This is a genomic window from Cellulosimicrobium sp. GQ32 (genome assembly GCF_059758455.1).
Map to the genome: position 1 here is coordinate 231,260 of NZ_JCAXEP010000005.1, position 15,255 is coordinate 246,514.

Annotated in this window: 9 protein-coding genes and 1 pseudogene; 7 read left to right on the forward strand and 3 right to left on the reverse strand. The window is 73.4% G+C overall.

Features of this window, described 5'->3' with window-relative positions; genetic code table 11:
• The first annotated feature begins 143 nt into the window (after positions 1-143).
• Both AC6CH9_RS10675 and AC6CH9_RS10680 read left to right on the forward strand, forming a co-directional pair.
• Entirely contained in the window at positions 144-836 is a 693-nt protein-coding gene (locus AC6CH9_RS10675; RefSeq protein ID WP_498154861.1) for a PadR family transcriptional regulator, read from the forward strand.
• Entirely contained in the window at positions 833-1,924 is a 1,092-nt protein-coding gene (locus AC6CH9_RS10680; RefSeq protein WP_047230909.1) for an inositol-3-phosphate synthase, read from the forward strand. Before AC6CH9_RS10675 ends, AC6CH9_RS10680 begins: the two co-directional genes overlap by 4 nt.
• Positions 1,925-2,103: 179 nt before the next feature.
• Here the strand turns inward: AC6CH9_RS10680 and AC6CH9_RS10685 are convergent, their stop codons facing one another.
• Positions 2,104-3,822 carry a glycosyl hydrolase family 18 protein gene (locus AC6CH9_RS10685; protein ID WP_498154862.1) on the reverse strand — a complete coding sequence of 573 codons (1,719 nt, stop codon included), beginning with the start codon at positions 3,820-3,822 and terminating at the stop codon, positions 2,104-2,106.
• 180 nt (positions 3,823-4,002) lie between these two features.
• Here AC6CH9_RS10685 and AC6CH9_RS10690 point away from each other — a divergent pair, with 180 nt between their 5' ends.
• Complete coding sequence (locus tag AC6CH9_RS10690; RefSeq protein ID WP_498154863.1) at positions 4,003-5,388, forward strand: MFS transporter; 1,386 nt, start codon at positions 4,003-4,005, stop codon at positions 5,386-5,388.
• A 35-nt stretch (positions 5,389-5,423) separates the two neighbouring features.
• On the opposite strand, the gene AC6CH9_RS10695 is transcribed toward AC6CH9_RS10690, so the two are convergent.
• Positions 5,424-6,641 (reverse strand): epoxide hydrolase family protein, encoded by a 1,218-nt coding sequence (locus AC6CH9_RS10695; protein WP_498154864.1) that lies wholly within the window; start codon positions 6,639-6,641, stop codon positions 5,424-5,426.
• Positions 6,642-7,029: 388 nt separating this feature from the next.
• Between AC6CH9_RS10695 and AC6CH9_RS10700 the strand changes: the two genes are divergently transcribed.
• Entirely contained in the window at positions 7,030-8,568 is a 1,539-nt protein-coding gene (locus tag AC6CH9_RS10700; protein WP_498154865.1) for an MDR family MFS transporter, read from the forward strand.
• Between the two features lie 111 nt (positions 8,569-8,679).
• Here AC6CH9_RS10700 and AC6CH9_RS10705 read toward each other — a convergent pair whose 3' ends face one another.
• Entirely contained in the window at positions 8,680-10,113 is a 1,434-nt protein-coding gene (locus tag AC6CH9_RS10705; protein ID WP_498154948.1) for a CCA tRNA nucleotidyltransferase, read from the reverse strand.
• Between the two features lie 171 nt (positions 10,114-10,284).
• Between AC6CH9_RS10705 and AC6CH9_RS10710 the strand changes: the two are divergent.
• From AC6CH9_RS10710 to murJ, 3 genes and pseudogenes are all read left to right on the forward strand, one after another.
• Positions 10,285-10,872 (forward strand): annotated as a pseudogene (locus tag AC6CH9_RS10710) (NUDIX hydrolase); the annotation flags it as partial.
• A gap of 128 nt (positions 10,873-11,000) precedes the next feature.
• Complete coding sequence (locus AC6CH9_RS10715; RefSeq protein WP_498154866.1) at positions 11,001-13,328, forward strand: DUF6049 family protein; 2,328 nt, start codon at positions 11,001-11,003, stop codon at positions 13,326-13,328.
• Positions 13,325-15,238, forward strand: coding sequence for a murein biosynthesis integral membrane protein MurJ (gene murJ / locus AC6CH9_RS10720; RefSeq protein ID WP_498154867.1), 1,914 nt, complete (start codon positions 13,325-13,327; stop codon positions 15,236-15,238). The genes AC6CH9_RS10715 and murJ overlap by 4 nt, the downstream gene beginning before the upstream one ends.
• Positions 15,239-15,255 lie beyond the last annotated feature (17 nt).

Here is a 15,255-nt window from a genome sequence, read left to right on the forward strand (position 1 = left end):
ACATCTGTGGCGCGATGCGCGACACTCCCCGAAGATTGCACGACGCATCGAGACGACCTAACCTGTCGATGTATCGACTCGATACATCGAGTCTCACAGCGGTCCCGCCGGGGCACGCCGAGCGAGCGTCAGGAGGTGGGATCGTGCGCAGCAAGACGCCTGTGCTCGAGACCGCGATCCTCGGCCTCCTCAAGGAGTCGCCCCTGCACGGGTACGAGCTGCGCAAGCGGCTCAACCTCATGCTCGGGTCCTTCCGCGTGCTGTCCTACGGCTCGCTGTACCCCGCCCTCAAGTCGCTGGTGGCCCGCGGGCTCATCACCGGCACCGAGCAGTCCGCGGCGCAGTCGACGCTCGCGCCCGCCCTCTCGGGCAAGCGCGCGCGCATCGTCTACGAGCTGACGGCCGAGGGCAAGGAGCACCTCCAGAGCGTGCTGGCCTCGTCGGGGCCGGCCGCGTGGGAGGACGAGAGCTTCGACGTCCGGTTCGCGTTCTTCGCGCAGACCGACGCCGAGACCCGCATCCGCATCCTCGAGGGCCGGCGCACCCGGCTCACGGAGAGGCTGGAGGCGGTCAGGGAGTCCGCGGCTCGCACCCGCGAGCGGCTCGACGAGTACACGCTCGAGCTGCAACGTCACGGACTCGAGCAGGTCGAGCGCGAGGTGCGCTGGCTCGACGGTCTCATCACCACCGAACGCGACCGGAGCTCCGGGCACTCCCGGAGCACCCGTGCGCGGACCAGCAGCACCCCGCATCCTGCGGAACCATCCGAGCAGGAGCCCGACGGCGCGAGGCGTCCCGAGGACCCTGGAACAACGAACACCAAGGAGCGAGGATGACCTCCATCCGCGTCGCCATCGTCGGCGTAGGCAACTGCGCATCGTCCCTCGTCCAGGGCGTGCACTTCTACCGTGACGCCGACCCGAGCAGCACCGTCCCGGGCCTCATGCACGTGCAGTTCGGCGACTACCACGTGTCGAGCCTGGAGTTCGTGGCGGCGTTCGACGTCGACGCGAAGAAGGTCGGGTTCGACCTCTCGGAGGCCATCAACGCCTCGGAGAACAACACGATCAAGATCGCGGACGTCCCGCCGCTCGGCGTGACCGTCCAGCGCGGCCCGACCCTCGACGGCATCGGCAAGTACTACGCGCAGACGATCGAGGAGTCGGACGCGGAGCCGGTCGACGTCGTCGCCGCGCTGCGCGAGGCCCAGGTCGACGTGCTCGTCTGCTACCTCCCGGTCGGCTCGGAGCAGGCCGCGAAGTTCTACGCGCAGGCCGCGATCGACGCGGGCGTGGCGTTCGTCAACGCCCTGCCGGTCTTCATCGCGTCCGACCCGGAGTGGGCCGCGAAGTTCGAGGAGGCCGGCGTCCCGATCGTCGGCGACGACATCAAGTCTCAGGTCGGCGCGACGATCACGCACCGCGTGCTCGCCAAGCTCTTCGAGGACCGCGGCGTCGTGCTGGACCGCACCTACCAGCTCAACGTCGGCGGCAACATGGACTTCAAGAACATGCTCGAGCGCGAGCGCCTGGAGTCCAAGAAGATCTCCAAGACGCAGGCCGTGACCTCGAACCTCGAGGGTCCCCTCGGCGGCAAGAAGGAGGACCGCAACGTCCACATCGGCCCGTCGGACTACGTCGCGTGGCTCGACGACCGCAAGTGGGCGTACGTGCGCCTCGAGGGCCGTGCGTTCGGCGAGGTCCCGCTGAACCTGGAGTACAAGCTCGAGGTCTGGGACTCCCCCAACTCCGCCGGCATCATCATCGACGCCGTGCGCGCCGCGAAGATCGCCAAGGACCGCGGCGTCGGCGGCCCGATCCTCTCGGCCTCGACCTACTTCATGAAGTCCCCGCCGGTCCAGATGGAGGACACGAAGGGCCGTGCGCAGCTGGAGGCCTTCATCGCCGGTGAGGTCGAGCGCTGACCTGGAGCGCAGTGCAGGGTGAGGGCCGAGGAACGAGGCACTCGCCCGGAACGGAGCGCAAGGCCAGCGCGACCGAAAGGGTCGAGCGCTGACCTGGAGCGCGGAGCAGGTTGAGACACGGGCGAGGCCCCTGCCGGTGATCGGCAGGGGCCTCGCTCGTGTGCTCGTGGTGCGGTGCGTCAGGCGCAGGGGCTGCCCGCGTCCCAGGCGCCGTGCACGTCGGTGCCGGGCTGGGACCCGGTGGTCCACCACTGCGCGGTGTAGTTGACGCCCGCACGGGTGACGACGTCGCCCGTGGTGTAGGTGCGGCCGGCGTCCCAGGCGTCGCCGCAGGCGGGCGCCTCTCCCGCCGGGGCGGTGCCGGCACCGCCGATGGCGCGCCAGGGGCCGTTGGGCTGCCCGGGCTCCTGGTTCCGGGTCCACCAGGCGGCGCGGTACTCGACGCCGTCGTGGTAGACGACGTCGCCCGTGGTGTACACGCCCGACGCGTACCAGGGTGCCGCCGCGTCGGCGGGGACGAGCGGGCCGGGGGTGGCGGTCTCGAACGTGCCGCGGAGGGTCCCGAGGAGCTCGTTGTCGTCGTCACCGGCGAGGTCCCAGAAGTAGCCGCCGCCGTAACCGTGGGTGGCGAGGTACTCGGCCTTGGCCGTCACGGAGCGCGGGGTGTCCGCGCTCCACCACTCGCCGTCGCCGTAGAAGTAGCCCTGCCCGGCGACCTCGTCGTAGTACTCCGGGAGGCCCTTGGCCTTGATCTCGGAGTAGTAGGTGAACGGGAGGGCGCCGTCGGCCGCGGCACCGGGCGTCGGGTCGCTGACGTTCTTCCAGCCGTAGCCGTAGGCGGCCATGCCGAGCACGAGCTTCTCCTTGGGCCACCCGGCGGCGTGGTACGCGCCGAGGACGCCGTCGGCGGCGAGGCCCCAGTTGGCAGGCTCGCCCGTCGTCGGGTCCTCGTAGACGTGCAGGTTGCCCTGGTGGCCGGTCCGGGTGATGTTCCAGTCGCCGTGGTAGTCGTAGCCCTGGACGTTGATGAAGTCGAGCGCCTCGACGAAGCGCGGGTCGAGCCAGCCGCCGTAGGTGCGCGGGGCCCAGCCGGCCGGTGCGAAGCCGGTGATCTGGTAGTCCTCGCCCGTCTCGGTGCCGAGCGCGTCGAGCTCGGCGCGCAGGAGCTGCGCGAACTGGACGAAGTTCTCCGCGTCCTCCTCGGGTCGCGGCGTGGGGTGCTCCCCGGTCGCGCCGGGCCACTCCCAGTCGAGGTCGACGCCGTCGAAGATGCCGGCGGCGACGCCGTCGCCGCCCTTGGTGCCGTTCTCCGCGTCCTGGACGACGGGCAGGTTCCCGCGGAAGTACACGTCGAGGCAGGACTCGACGAGCCGCTCGCGGTTCTCCGGCGTGGAGACGGCGTCGGAGAAGTTGTCCGACCAGGTCCAGCCGCCGAGCGAGATGAGGACCTTCAGGCCCGGGTTCGCCTCCTTGAGCTTCTTGAGCTGGTTGAAGTTCCCCGCGAGCGCCTGGTCCGCGGTGTCCGCGACGCCGTCGACGGCCTGCCCGGCCGGCTTGAGCTGCACGTAGTCGTTGAGGGGGTCGCCCTCGAGCCCGCCGTCGACGGGGTCCTCCCGGTCGGTGATGTCGCAGACCAGGTCGGTCGTGACGTTGCCGAACGCGTAGTTGAGGTGCGTCAGGTCGGACGCCGCCCCGGTGGTCTGGAGGTCGGCGACCTGGTAGCCGTCCTCGTTGCCGGCGTCCCACGCGGGGTAGTAGCCGACGGTCTTGTAGCCGTTGGCGCCGTCTCCGCCGGCCGTCGCAGGTGCGGCGTGCGCCGCCCCGACCGTGCCGGCGACGAGCGCCGCCGTCGCTGCGAAGGCGAGCCCTGCGGCTGCCGTCCTAGGGGTTCGTGTCATTCGAGAATGCCTCGCTGCTTCTCCGGGCCCGGCCGCTGCGGCGGGTCGTGACGAAAACGCAAAGGTAACCTTCCTAAGCATTCTTGCCCAGGGGGTTCCCAGGATGCGAGAAGGGCACGTCGGGCGCCGGGGAGGCCGCCGTCGGTCCAGGGGACCGTGGCGACCGCCTAGTGTTGGGGGGTGAGTGTCGTCGCCGAGCTGCGAGCGCTGCTGCGGCTGCGTGGGTTCCGCAGGCTGTTCGCCGTGCGCCTCGTCTCGCAGGCCGGGGACGGCATGTTCCAGGTCGGCCTGGCGTCGCTGCTGTTCTTCTCGCCCGAGTCGCAGGGCACGGCGGCGGCGATCGCGGGCGCGTTCGCGGTGATGCTCGCGCCCTTCACGATCGTAGGGCCCTTCGCGGGCGTGTTCCTCGACCGCTGGCAGCGCCGGCAGGTGCTCGCGTGGGGCAACGCGGTGCGCGTGGTCATCACGCTGGGCATGGCGGTGCTCATGCTCTCGGGCGGCGTGAGCGGGTGGATCTACGCGCTCGGCCTCGCGGCGCTCTCGGTGAACCGCTTCCTCCTCGCGGGCCTGTCCGCGGGGCTGCCGCGCGTCGTCGACGGCCCGCTGCTCCTCACCGCGAACTCGCTCACGCCCACGCTCGGCGCGGGCGCGGCGTTCCTCGGGGGCGGGATCGGCGTCCTGCTCGGGCTCGCGTTCGAGCCGGGCCGCGTCAAGGACTCGTCCGCACTCATCTGTGCCGCGCTCGTGTTCGGGATCGCGTCGCTCCTGGCGCTGCGCCTCGGGCGCACCCAGCTCGGTCCGGAGCACCCCGCCGAGGCCGCGATCCGGTCGGAGATCGCGCGCGTGGCGCGCGGCCTGGCCGACGGCGCCCGGTACCTGGTCGCACGGCGCACCCCGGGGCAGGCGCTGCTCGCGATGGCGACGCACCGCTTCCTCTACGGGGTCGTCTTCATCGCGTCGATCCTCATCTCGCGGAACCTCCTCGACCCGGGGAGCCAGACGGCCGGCATGGCGACGTTCGCGATCGTCGTCGGGCTCACGGGCCTCGGTGGCGCGGGCGCGATGGTGCTCACCCCGACGCTGTCCCGCTACACGGGGCCGCAGGTGTGGATCGCGATCATGCTGCTGCTCGCCGCGGCGAGCCAGCTCCTGCTCGTGACGACGCCGGAGCGTGCGGTCGTGTACACGGGCGCCGCCCTGCTCGGGCTGGCGGCGCAGGGCACCAAGATCGCGGTCGACACGATCGTCCAGCGCGACACCGACGACGCGTTCCGCGGTCGAGCCTTCGCCTTCTACGACGTCCTGTACAACGCGGCGTTCGTCGGCGCGGCCGCCCTGGCCGCGTTCACGCTCCCCGACACGGGCTGGTCCCGCGGCGTGTTCGTCGCCCTCGCGGTCGCGTACGCGCTCGCCGCCCTGGTGATGTGGACGCGCGGGGCACGGACCCCGGCCGGGGTGAGCGACGCCGTCGGGCACGACGGCGCACGGCCGGCCTCCGAGGCCGCCGCACCCGGCGAGGGCTCGGCCGCCGGCGACGGCGTCCCGGCCGCGCGGCCCGGCGACTGACGGGGCACTTGACCGGGCACAGCCGCCCGACGGGCTCAGCCGAGCTCCGTGGCGAAGGCCCGGAGGTCGTCGACGACGAGCTGCGGTTCCTCGAGCGCGGCGAAGTGCCCGCCGCGCGGCATCGTGGTGAACCGCCGGACGTCGAAGAACCGCTCCGCGTACTCGCGCGGCGGCTGCGAGATGTCGCGCGGGAAGACGGCGAGCGCCGTCGGTACGTCGATGCGGACTGACCAGCCGGCGTCGGCACCCTCCCCGCCCGACCATGCTCCGTCCGCGCCCTCCCCGCCCGACCCTGCGGCGTCGTCCCCGGAGTCACCCCCTGCCTCAACGCCCCAGTCACCGTCGAGCCCCTCGTTGTAGAGGCGCATCGAGGAGTGGATCGAGTTGCCGAGCCAGTAGAGCATCACGTTGGTGAGCAGGTCGTCGTCGGACGGCAGGGTGTCGGAGAGGTAGCCGAAGTGGTCGACGAGCCACGCCGCGAGGCCCACGGGCGAGTCGCTCAGGCCGTAGGACAGCGTGAGCGGGCGCGACGACTGGATCCCGACGTACCCGCCGTGCGTCTCGCCCCACGCGTCCACGGCGGCGAACATGGCGCGCTCCCCCTCGCTCGCCGTACCGCGGTCGACGAGGAACAGGTTGGGGAACGGGACGTCGGTGAGGTGGAGGCCGACGACGCGGTCGGGGTGGGCGCGCGCCACCTCCTGCGCGACGACACCGCCCCAGTCGCCGCCGTGCACGAGGTAGCGGTCGTAGCCGAGGCCCTCCATGAGGCTCGCGACGACCTTGGCGCTCTGGGCACCGCTCACCGTCCCGGCATCGGGCTGCTCCGAGAAGTCGAAGCCCGGCAGCGACGGGACGACGACGTCGAACACGGGCTCGTCGGGGCCCACCGCGGGATCGCGGCCCGTGAGGCGGTCGACGACGTGCGCGAACCGGTAGAACGAGTCCGCCCAGCCGTGCAGCAGCAGGATCGCCGGGGCGCCCGGGCGCACCGCACGCTCGTGGATCGCGTGGAGGTCGCGGCCGTCGACCGTGGCCACGACGTGGTGGAGACGGTTGAGTCGCGCCTCCTGCGCGCGCCAGTCGTAGCCGTCGAGCCAGTGCGCGACGAGGCGGCGCATCGTCGCCACCTCGGTGCCGCGCTCCCAGCCGCGTTCCTGGAGCTCGGCGGGCCACCGGGTGCGGGAGAGGCGCTCGCGCAGGTCGTCGAGCTCGGCCTGCGGGACGTCGATCGTGAACGGTCGGAACTCCATCAGGGCCTCCGGTGTCTGGGTGGTGGGTCCGTCCTCGACGCTAGGCGGGGTAGCGGCCAGCCGCCGTCCTCTTCTCGTCGCCCCTCCCCGCCGCGCGACCGCGCCGTTCTGCTGTCGGCAGCACCGATGACTTCGCGTGCAAAAAGAGGTCGTCACGTCGGACGGGAATAACGCAGGATGGTGGATGGTCGTACAGGGTACGGATCGATGTGGCTGGGCCGCGCCGATCGTCCCGGGTCACCCACCCTCCCCGTGGCCCCCCGACCGAGAACCGACACCGTCGTCGCGTGCGCTCCGCACGCGACCCACGTGCTGCCCTGCGCAGCCTTCCCCGAACCGGGTCCGACACGGAGCCCGGGCCGCCACCCGACGCGAGCGGAGACACCCCGTGACAGCCCCCTCCACCCACGACACCTCGGCACCCGTCGACCGGCTCCCCAGGGCGGACTTCCTCGTCATCGCGCTGCTGCTCGGCTCCGCGTTCGTCGTGATCCTCAACGAGACGACCATGAGCGTCGCGCTGGCGCCGCTCATGGAGGACCTCGGCATCACGGCGAGCACGGGCCAGTGGCTCACGACGGCCTTCATGCTGACGATGGCGGTCGTCATCCCGGCGACCGGGTTCCTGCTCCAGCGCCTCGGCACGCGGGGGGCGTACCTGCTCGCGATGTCCCTGTTCAGCGCGGGCACGCTCCTCGCCGCCGTCTCCCCCGGGTTCGCGTGGCTGCTGGTCGGCCGTGTCGTGCAGGCGTCGGGCACGGCGATCATGATGCCGCTGCTCATGACGACGATCATGACGCTGGTCCCGCCGACGATCCGCGGCAAGGTCATGGGGAACATCTCGATCGTCATGGCCGCGGCGCCCGCGCTCGGCCCGTCCCTCTCCGGCCTCATCCTCAACTCGCTGAGCTGGCGGTGGGTGTTCGGGATCGTGCTCCCGATCGCGCTCGTCGCGCTCGTCCTCGGCTTCCTGTACATCCGGGACGTCGCCGACCGTACGCACTCGCGGCTCGACCCGTTCTCGCTCGTCCTCGCGGCGTTCGCGTTCGGCGGGCTCGTCTACGGGCTCTCGAGCATCGGCGAGGCGGCACGCCACACGCCCGTCGTCCCGCCGGCCGTGCCCATCGCGTTCGGTGCCCTCGCGCTCGGGGCGTTCGTCTGGCGCCAGCTCGTCCTCCAGCGTGAGGACCGCGCGCTGCTCGACCTGCGCGTGTTCACGCACCGTGGCTTCAGCGTGCCGCTCGGCATCATGGCGGTCGGCATGGTCGCGATGTTCGGCTCGCTCATCCTCCTGCCGCTGTTCCTCCAGGACGCGATGGGGCTCGAGCCGCTCGCGACCGGGCTCATCGTGCTCCCCGGCGGGCTCCTCATGGGTCTGCTCGGCCCGACCGTCGGTCGGCTCTACGACCGGGTGGGTCCGCGCCCGCTCGTCATCCCCGGCGTGAGCGTCGTCGCCGTCGCTCTCGCGGCGTTCACGACGATCCACGCGGACTCGTCGCCGTGGTTCGTCCTTGCGCTGCACGTCACGCTGAGCCTGGGCCTCGCCTTCATGTTCACGCCGCTGTTCACGTCCGCGCTCTCGGCGCTCGAGCCGCACCAGTACTCGCACGGGTCGGCCTCGATCGGCACCGTCCAGCAGCTCGCGGGCGCCGCCGGCACGGCCATGTTCGTCGCCGTCATGACGACCCGCTCCATCGCCTACGGCGAGGCGGGCGCGTCGCCGCAGGCCGCGCTGGCCGAGGGCGTCGGCGACGCGTTCGTCTGGGGCACGGCCGTCATGCTCGTGGCCGTGGGCCTGTCGTTCCTCCTGCGCCGCCCCGCGCCGCAGGACCACGGCCCGGGCCACGGCCCCGCGCAGGACCGGACGCAGGGCGCGCCGGTCGAGGACGTCAAGGTCGAAGCCGCACTGGCCACCGACGACGTCTGACCCGTCACCACCCCGTCGACCACGACGTCGCTCCCCCTCGAACACGACATGGGTGCCGTTATCAGCCCGATAACGGCACCCATGTCGTGTTCGGCCCAGCGCAGACCAACCTCAGGAGCTGGACTTCTCCGGTTGGGTGGCCCACCAGGCCAGGAGGTCCGCGCGCGCCGTCTCCTCGTCGACCGGCCCGCGGTCCAGGCGCAGCTCGAGCAGGTGCTTGTACGCCTTCCCCACCACCGGTCCCGGGCGGATCCCCAGGATCGCCATGATCTGCTGGCCGTCGAGGTCCGGGCGCACGGCGTCGAGCTCCTCCTTCTCCTGGAGGTCGGCGATGCGGCGCTCGAGGTCGTCGTACGACTCGCGCAGCCGCTGCGCCTTGCGCCGGTTCCGCGTCGTGCAGTCGGCGCGCGTGAGGCGGTGCAGCCGCTCGAGCAGCGGACCGGCGTCGGTCACGTACCGGCGCACCGCGGAGTCGGTCCAGGCGCCGTCGCCGTAGCCGTGGAACCGCAGGTGCAGCTCGACGAGACGCGCGACGTCCTTGACGACCTGCTTGTCGTACCGCAGCGCCTTGAGGCGCTTGGCGACCATCTTGGCGCCCACGACCTCGTGGTGGTGGAAGCTCACGCCGCCCCCGGACTCGAAGCGCCGCGTCGGCGGCTTGCCGACGTCGTGCAGCAGCGCGGCCAGGCGGAGCACGAGGTCAGGGGCCGGGACCGCGCCGTCGGGCCCGGTCTCCTGGGCGATCGCCTGGTCGAGGACCGTGAGCGAGTGCTCGTAGACGTCCTTGTGCCGGTGGTGCTCGTCGATCTCGAGCTTGAGCGCGGGGAGCTCGGGCAGCACGTGGTCGGCGAGGCCCGTGTCCACGAGCACCTCGAGCCCGCGACGCGGGGACGCCGCGCACAGCAGCTTCGACAGCTCGTCCCGCACACGCTCGGCGGACACGATCTCGATGCGCTCGGTCATCAGGACGAGCGCGGCGAGGGTCCCGCCGTCGACGTCGAACCCGAGCTGGGCCGCGAACCGAGCGGCACGCATCATGCGCAGCGGGTCGTCGTCGAACGAGCGCTCGGGGGCGATCGGCGTGCGCAGCACGCGTCGCGCGAGGTCGTCGAGGCCGTCGAACGGGTCGACGAACGTCATCTCCGGGACACGCACCGCCATCGCGTTCACGGTGAAGTCCCGGCGCGACAGGTCGCCCTCGAGCGTGTCGCCGAACGCGACGACGGGCTTGCGCGACGTCGGGTCGTACTCGTCGGTGCGGTAGGTCGTCACCTCGACGACGAGGTCGTCCCCCGGGCCCCCGCGGCCGAAGCGCTTCGCGCCGATCGTGCCGAACTCCTTGCCGATGTCCCAGTGCGCGTCGCCCCAGCGCGCGAGGAGCGCCTCGGTCTCGTCGGGCGACGCGGACGTGGCGAAGTCGAGGTCGTTGCTCGTCCGGCCGAGGAACGCGTCGCGCACGGGCCCGCCCACGAGCGCGAGCTCGTGACCGGCCGCTCGGAACACCTCACCGAGCTCGATCGCCGCGGGCGCCATCTCGGTGAGCACGGCGAGGGCGCGGCGCTGGAGCTCGAGGGACTGCGGCGTCGGCTGCGATGCCGGCGAGGGCGACGGCTGGGGCGACGAAGGCTGGGGCACGACACCCAAGCCTGCCAGATGCGACGCCCGCACCGGGGAGCCGGTCCGGGGGAGCCGACGTCCACTCGGTAAAGTTGGGACATGTCCACCCCCGCGCACGCCGACGAGCCCCGGAGGGATCCGGCGGGCGGGCGTGACGGCGGTCGCGGGCAGCCCCTCCCGGTGCCCGCCCCGCCCGGCGGTCACGCCCTGCGCATCGACCCGCGCTCGCGCCCGGCTCCCGCGCCGCCGCCGCTGCCCGTGGTCGACGAGGTCTCGGCCGGCGGTCTCGTCGTCACGGTCGCGGACGGGGACCTCTGCGCGGCGATCATCGCGCGGCGCAACCGGGGAGGGCGCCTCGAGTGGTGCCTGCCCAAGGGGCATCTCGAGGGCGACGAGACGCCGGAGCAGGCCGCGGTCCGCGAGATCGCGGAGGAGACGGGCATCCATGGTGCGGTGCAGGAGCCGCTGGGCGTCATCGACTACTGGTTCACCGGCGACGACCGCCGCGTGCACAAGGTCGTCCACCACTTCCTCCTGCGTGCGACGGGCGGCTACCTCACGGTCGAGGGCGACCCGGACGGCGAGGCCGAGGACGTCGCGTGGATCCCGGTGGCGGACCTGCCCGACCGGCTCGCCTACCCCAACGAGCGCCGGATCGCCGCCGTCGCGCAGAGCGTCCTCGAGGGCAGGCCGGCGCGGTTCCACGGGGTGGTCGAGAGTAGGGTGACCCGGACGATCGTCCGCTCGCCCGGCCGTCCGCACGACGGCCGCGGCGGCCCGGCACCGCCCGCCCCACGGAGCTCGACCGACCACTCATGACGCCCTCCACCAGCAGCGGCGCGCGCCCCGGCGGCGCCGCGTCGGTTCCGCTCCTCGGCAGGTCCGCTCACCTCCTCGTCGCCCTGGTCGCGCTGCTGGTGCTGACCCTCGGCGTCGTCCTCGGCGGTGCCGCCGCGGCGGCGGGCGTGACGGCGAGCACGACGACGAGCACCTCGACGAGCACCTCGACGAGCACGGCGGCCGAGACCGAGGACGCGGTGACGCTCGAGGTCATGTCGCTCCAGCCGACCGTCCTCGGCCCGGGCGGCACGCTCACCGTGACCGTGCGCATCACCAACGGGACCGCGGAGACGATCGGGTCGCCCGTGGTGGCGCTCGGCATCGACCGGCGGGTCCTGAGCACCCGGTCGGCGCTCGAGAGCTGGACGACGATCGGGCTCGACGGTCGTGTCGGGGTCCGCGTCACCGGCGAGGACCTCGAGGCCCCCCTCGCGCCGGGCGGGTCGGTGGACACGACGCTCACCGTCCCGGTCGCGGAGCTCGACCTGCACGCGGGCAGCGACTGGGGCCCGCGCGGCATCTCGCTCACGGTGTCCGACGGCGGCGCACGCCAGGCCGTCCAACGCACCTTCGTCCTGTGGGAGCCGTCGGGCGAGGTGACCCCGCTGCGCCTGAGCGTGGTCGCCGCCATGACCGGCCCGCCGGTGGACCCCGACCCCCAGGCGTACGACGACGCGCTCTCGGCGGCGGTGGCGACGGACGGTCGCCTCGGGCGCCTGCTGGCGGCGACCGGTAGCGCTCCGGAGGTCGCGTGGGTCGCCGACCCGGCCCTGCTCGCCGCGGCCACGGGAGCCGACGACCCGACCGTGAACGCCTGGGCCGACGCCGTGAGCGCCGCCACCGGGGGCAGGTCGACGTTCGCGCTGCGCGCCTACGACCCGGACGTCGCGGCGTTCGCGCACGCCGGTCTCGCGCTGCCGGCCGGGACCCCGCTCCCGGCCGCACCCGCACCGACGACCGAGGACCTGCCGACCGACGACACGACCGACGAGGCGACCGACGGCGACGCGACCGACGGCGACGCGGCCGCCGCGGACGAGACGCCCGGCACGGACGCCGCGGCCGACCCGACGGCCGGGTGGCGGACGGACCTCGCCTGGCCGGGCGACGCCGTCCCCGACCTGCCCACGACGACGCTCGCCGCGGCGTCGGGCGCGACCGCGACCGTCGTCGGTCCCGGCGGGCTCGTCCCGGACGGGTCGCTGACCTACACGCCGTCCGGCGTCGCCGAGGTCAGGACGGCCGCCGGGCCCGTGAAGGCGCTCGTCGCGGACACGGTGCTGACCGCTCTCCTGTCCGCCGGCGACGGCTCGGGCGTCACGGCGACGCAGCGGATCCTCGCCGAGACCGCCGTGATCGCCCGCGAGCGCCCGGCCGAGCAGCGCCACGTCGTCGTGGCCCTGCCCCGGAGCTGGGAGGCCGAGCCGGCGCTCTTCACCGCACGGCTCGACGCCCTCCGCGCGGCCGCCTGGGTCGACCTGGCGCCGGTGGACGACCTCCTGGCGTCCGCGCCGCCCGCCGTCGAGCGCACGCCGCTGCCGGACGACGCCGCGAGCGACGGGGAGATCACCGTCGCCCAGCTCCGCGCCCTCGACCGGTCGCGCACGGACCTCGCCGCGTTCGCGACCGTCGCCGCCGACCCCGCGACGATCACGCGCCCGCTCGAGCCCGGCTTCGTCACCCCGACCGCCGTCGCGTTCCGCGCCGCGCAGCCGTCGCGCGTGCTCGCCGTCCAGCACGCCGAGCAGCGGTCCGCCGCCGTCCGGGGCACGCTCTCGGTGGAGACGCGCGCCCCGTTCCTCTTCGTGGCCGAGCAGGAGGACCTCCCCGTCCGGGTGCGCAGCACCCTGGAGCAGGAGGCCACGGTCGAGGTCGTGCTGCGGCCGGACGACCCGCGGCTGCGCGCACCGGAGCGCCGGACCGTGACGATCCCGGCCGCCACCCGGGACGCCGACGGCGACCTGGTCGCGGCCGAGACGAGCGTCGGGGTGCCCGTCGAGGGGTTCGGGAGCGGGAACGTCACGGTGGAGGTCGAGCTCGTCAGCGCGGCGCAGCCCCAGGTCCGCGTCGCGGAGCCGCAGGAGTTCGTCGTGCGTGTGCGCGCCGACTGGGAGTCGGTGGGCACCGTGGTCGTGGCGGTCCTCCTGGCCCTCACCCTGGTGGCGGGGATCTGGCGCTCGGTGCGCCGCGGCCGCTCGCCCCGCCGCCTGGCCGGCGCCACGGTGGACCAGCCGGCGCCGCCCGCGCAGGACCAGACGCCGCCCGTGCAGCCCGCCCGTCGGGACGAGGAGCGCGTCGAGTGAGCCCCGACCAGCCCCGGCACGTCCGGCCCCCGGGTGCCGGGCACGGCACGCGGCCCGGCACGACGCGCGACCTCCCGTCCGGTGCGCTCCCGGGCGACCCGGCAGCGCCGGGCACCCCGGACGAGACCGCGGAGGCGGGGGCCACGGAGGCGCCCGCCCCCCGCACGGGCGGGCTCGGGCGCTCGTCGGCGCTCATGGCGTCGGGCACGTTCGTCTCGCGCGGGCTGGGCCTCGTGCGCAACGTCCTCCTCGTGGCCGCGATCGGCACCACGGGCCTGGTCGCGGACGCGTTCGACGTCGCGAACAAGATCCCCAACGTCCTCTTCGCGATCCTCGCGGGCGGCGTCCTCAACGCCGTCCTCGTGCCGCAGATCGTCCGCGCCTACCGTGCGCGCAACACCCAGGAGCGGCTCGACAAGCTGCTCACGCTCTCCGGCGTCGTGCTGGTCGCGCTCTCGGCGCTGCTCACGGCGGGGTCGAGCATCCTCGTCGCGGTCTACACGGGGCCGGGCTGGACGGCCCCGCAGACGTCGCTCGCCGTCGCCTTCGCCTTCTGGTGCACGCCACAGCTCTTCTTCTACGGGCTGTACACGCTGCTCGGGCAGGTGCTCAACGCGCGGGGCCAGTTCGGACCCTTCATGTGGGCACCGGTGCTCAACAACGTCGTGTCGATCGTCGGGTTCGCGGCGTTCATCGCGATCTACGGCCCCGCGGCCACGGGGAACGTCGACGACCTCACGCAGTGGGACGGGCCCAAGATCGCGCTGCTGGCCGGCACCGCGACGCTCGGGGTCGCGGCGCAGGCGCTCATCCTCGTCGTCCCGCTGTGGCGGGCCGGCTTCCGCTGGCACCTCCGGTTCGGCCTGCACGGCATCGGCCTGCGGTCCGCGGGCCAGGTGGCGCTGTGGACGTTCGCGGCCGTCCTCCTCGAGCAGGTCGGGGTCCTGTTCACCACACGCTTCGCGAGCGAGGCGCCCCGCGCGGCGCTCGCGCAGACGTTCGGGCCCTACCGCGACGACCCCGGGACGCTCGGTGCCGTCACCGGGCTCATCACGGGCGCGCCCGACGCGTTCTCGGGAGCCCTCGCCGTGGCCGGCAACGCCGCCTACACGCAGGCGCTCATGATCTACCTGCTGCCCCACTCGCTCGTGACGGTGTCGATCGCGACGGCGCTCTTCACGGGCATGAGCGCCGCGGCGCACGCGGGCGACCTCGCGCGCGTCCGGCACGACCTCTCGCGCGGTGTGCGCACCGTGGGGGTCTTCACCGTCTTCGCGACCGTCGTGCTGGTCGTCCTCGCCCTGCCGATCACCAAGCTGCTCGTCCCCTCCGTCGACGCCGCGTCCGGCGAGGCCGTCTCCGAGGTGCTGCGCGCCATGGCGCTCGGGCTCGTCCCCCTGGGCGGCATGGTGCTCATGAAGTGGGTCTACTACGCGTTCGAGGACGGCCGGACCGTCTTCTGGATCCAGGTGCCGGGCACGCTCGTCCTCGTCGGCGTGTCCTGGCTCGCGACGCAGGTGCTGGCACCCCAGCTCTGGGTCGTGGGCATCGGCCTCGCGATGAGCGTGTCCAACCTCGTGGCCGTCGCGCTGCGCACCGTCGGGCTACGACGCACGCTCCGCGGGCTCGACGGCGCCCGGATCCTGCGCCTGCACGTCAAGGCCGGGCTCGCCGCGCTCGTCAGCGGCGTCGCGGGCTGGGGCGTCCTGCGCGGGTTCGTCGTGCTCACCGGCGACGGCCCGGACGGCGTCTACGGGCTCTCGTGGTGGCAGGCCGTCGTCGTGGTGTCCGTCGCCGGGGCCGTGATGAGCGCCGTCTACGCAGGCGGGCTCAAGCTCATGCGCGTGCGCGAGCTCGACCAGCTCGCCGGTCCGATCGTGGGACGCGTCCGTCGGCTCGTGCGGCGGTGAGCGGTGCGCGGCTACCG

What these genes read in the sequence shown, in the direction of transcription:
- AC6CH9_RS10680 (WP_047230909.1), top strand. Translation starts at nt 833, where the DNA reads ATGACCTCCATCCGCGTCGCCATCGTCGGCGTAGGCAACTGCGCATCG.
- AC6CH9_RS10685 (WP_498154862.1), bottom strand. Translation starts at nt 3,822, where the DNA reads ATGACACGAACCCCTAGGACGGCAGCCGCAGGGCTCGCCTTCGCAGCG.
- AC6CH9_RS10695 (WP_498154864.1), bottom strand. Translation starts at nt 6,641, where the DNA reads ATGGAGTTCCGACCGTTCACGATCGACGTCCCGCAGGCCGAGCTCGAC.
- AC6CH9_RS10715 (WP_498154866.1), top strand. Translation starts at nt 11,001, where the DNA reads ATGACGCCCTCCACCAGCAGCGGCGCGCGCCCCGGCGGCGCCGCGTCG.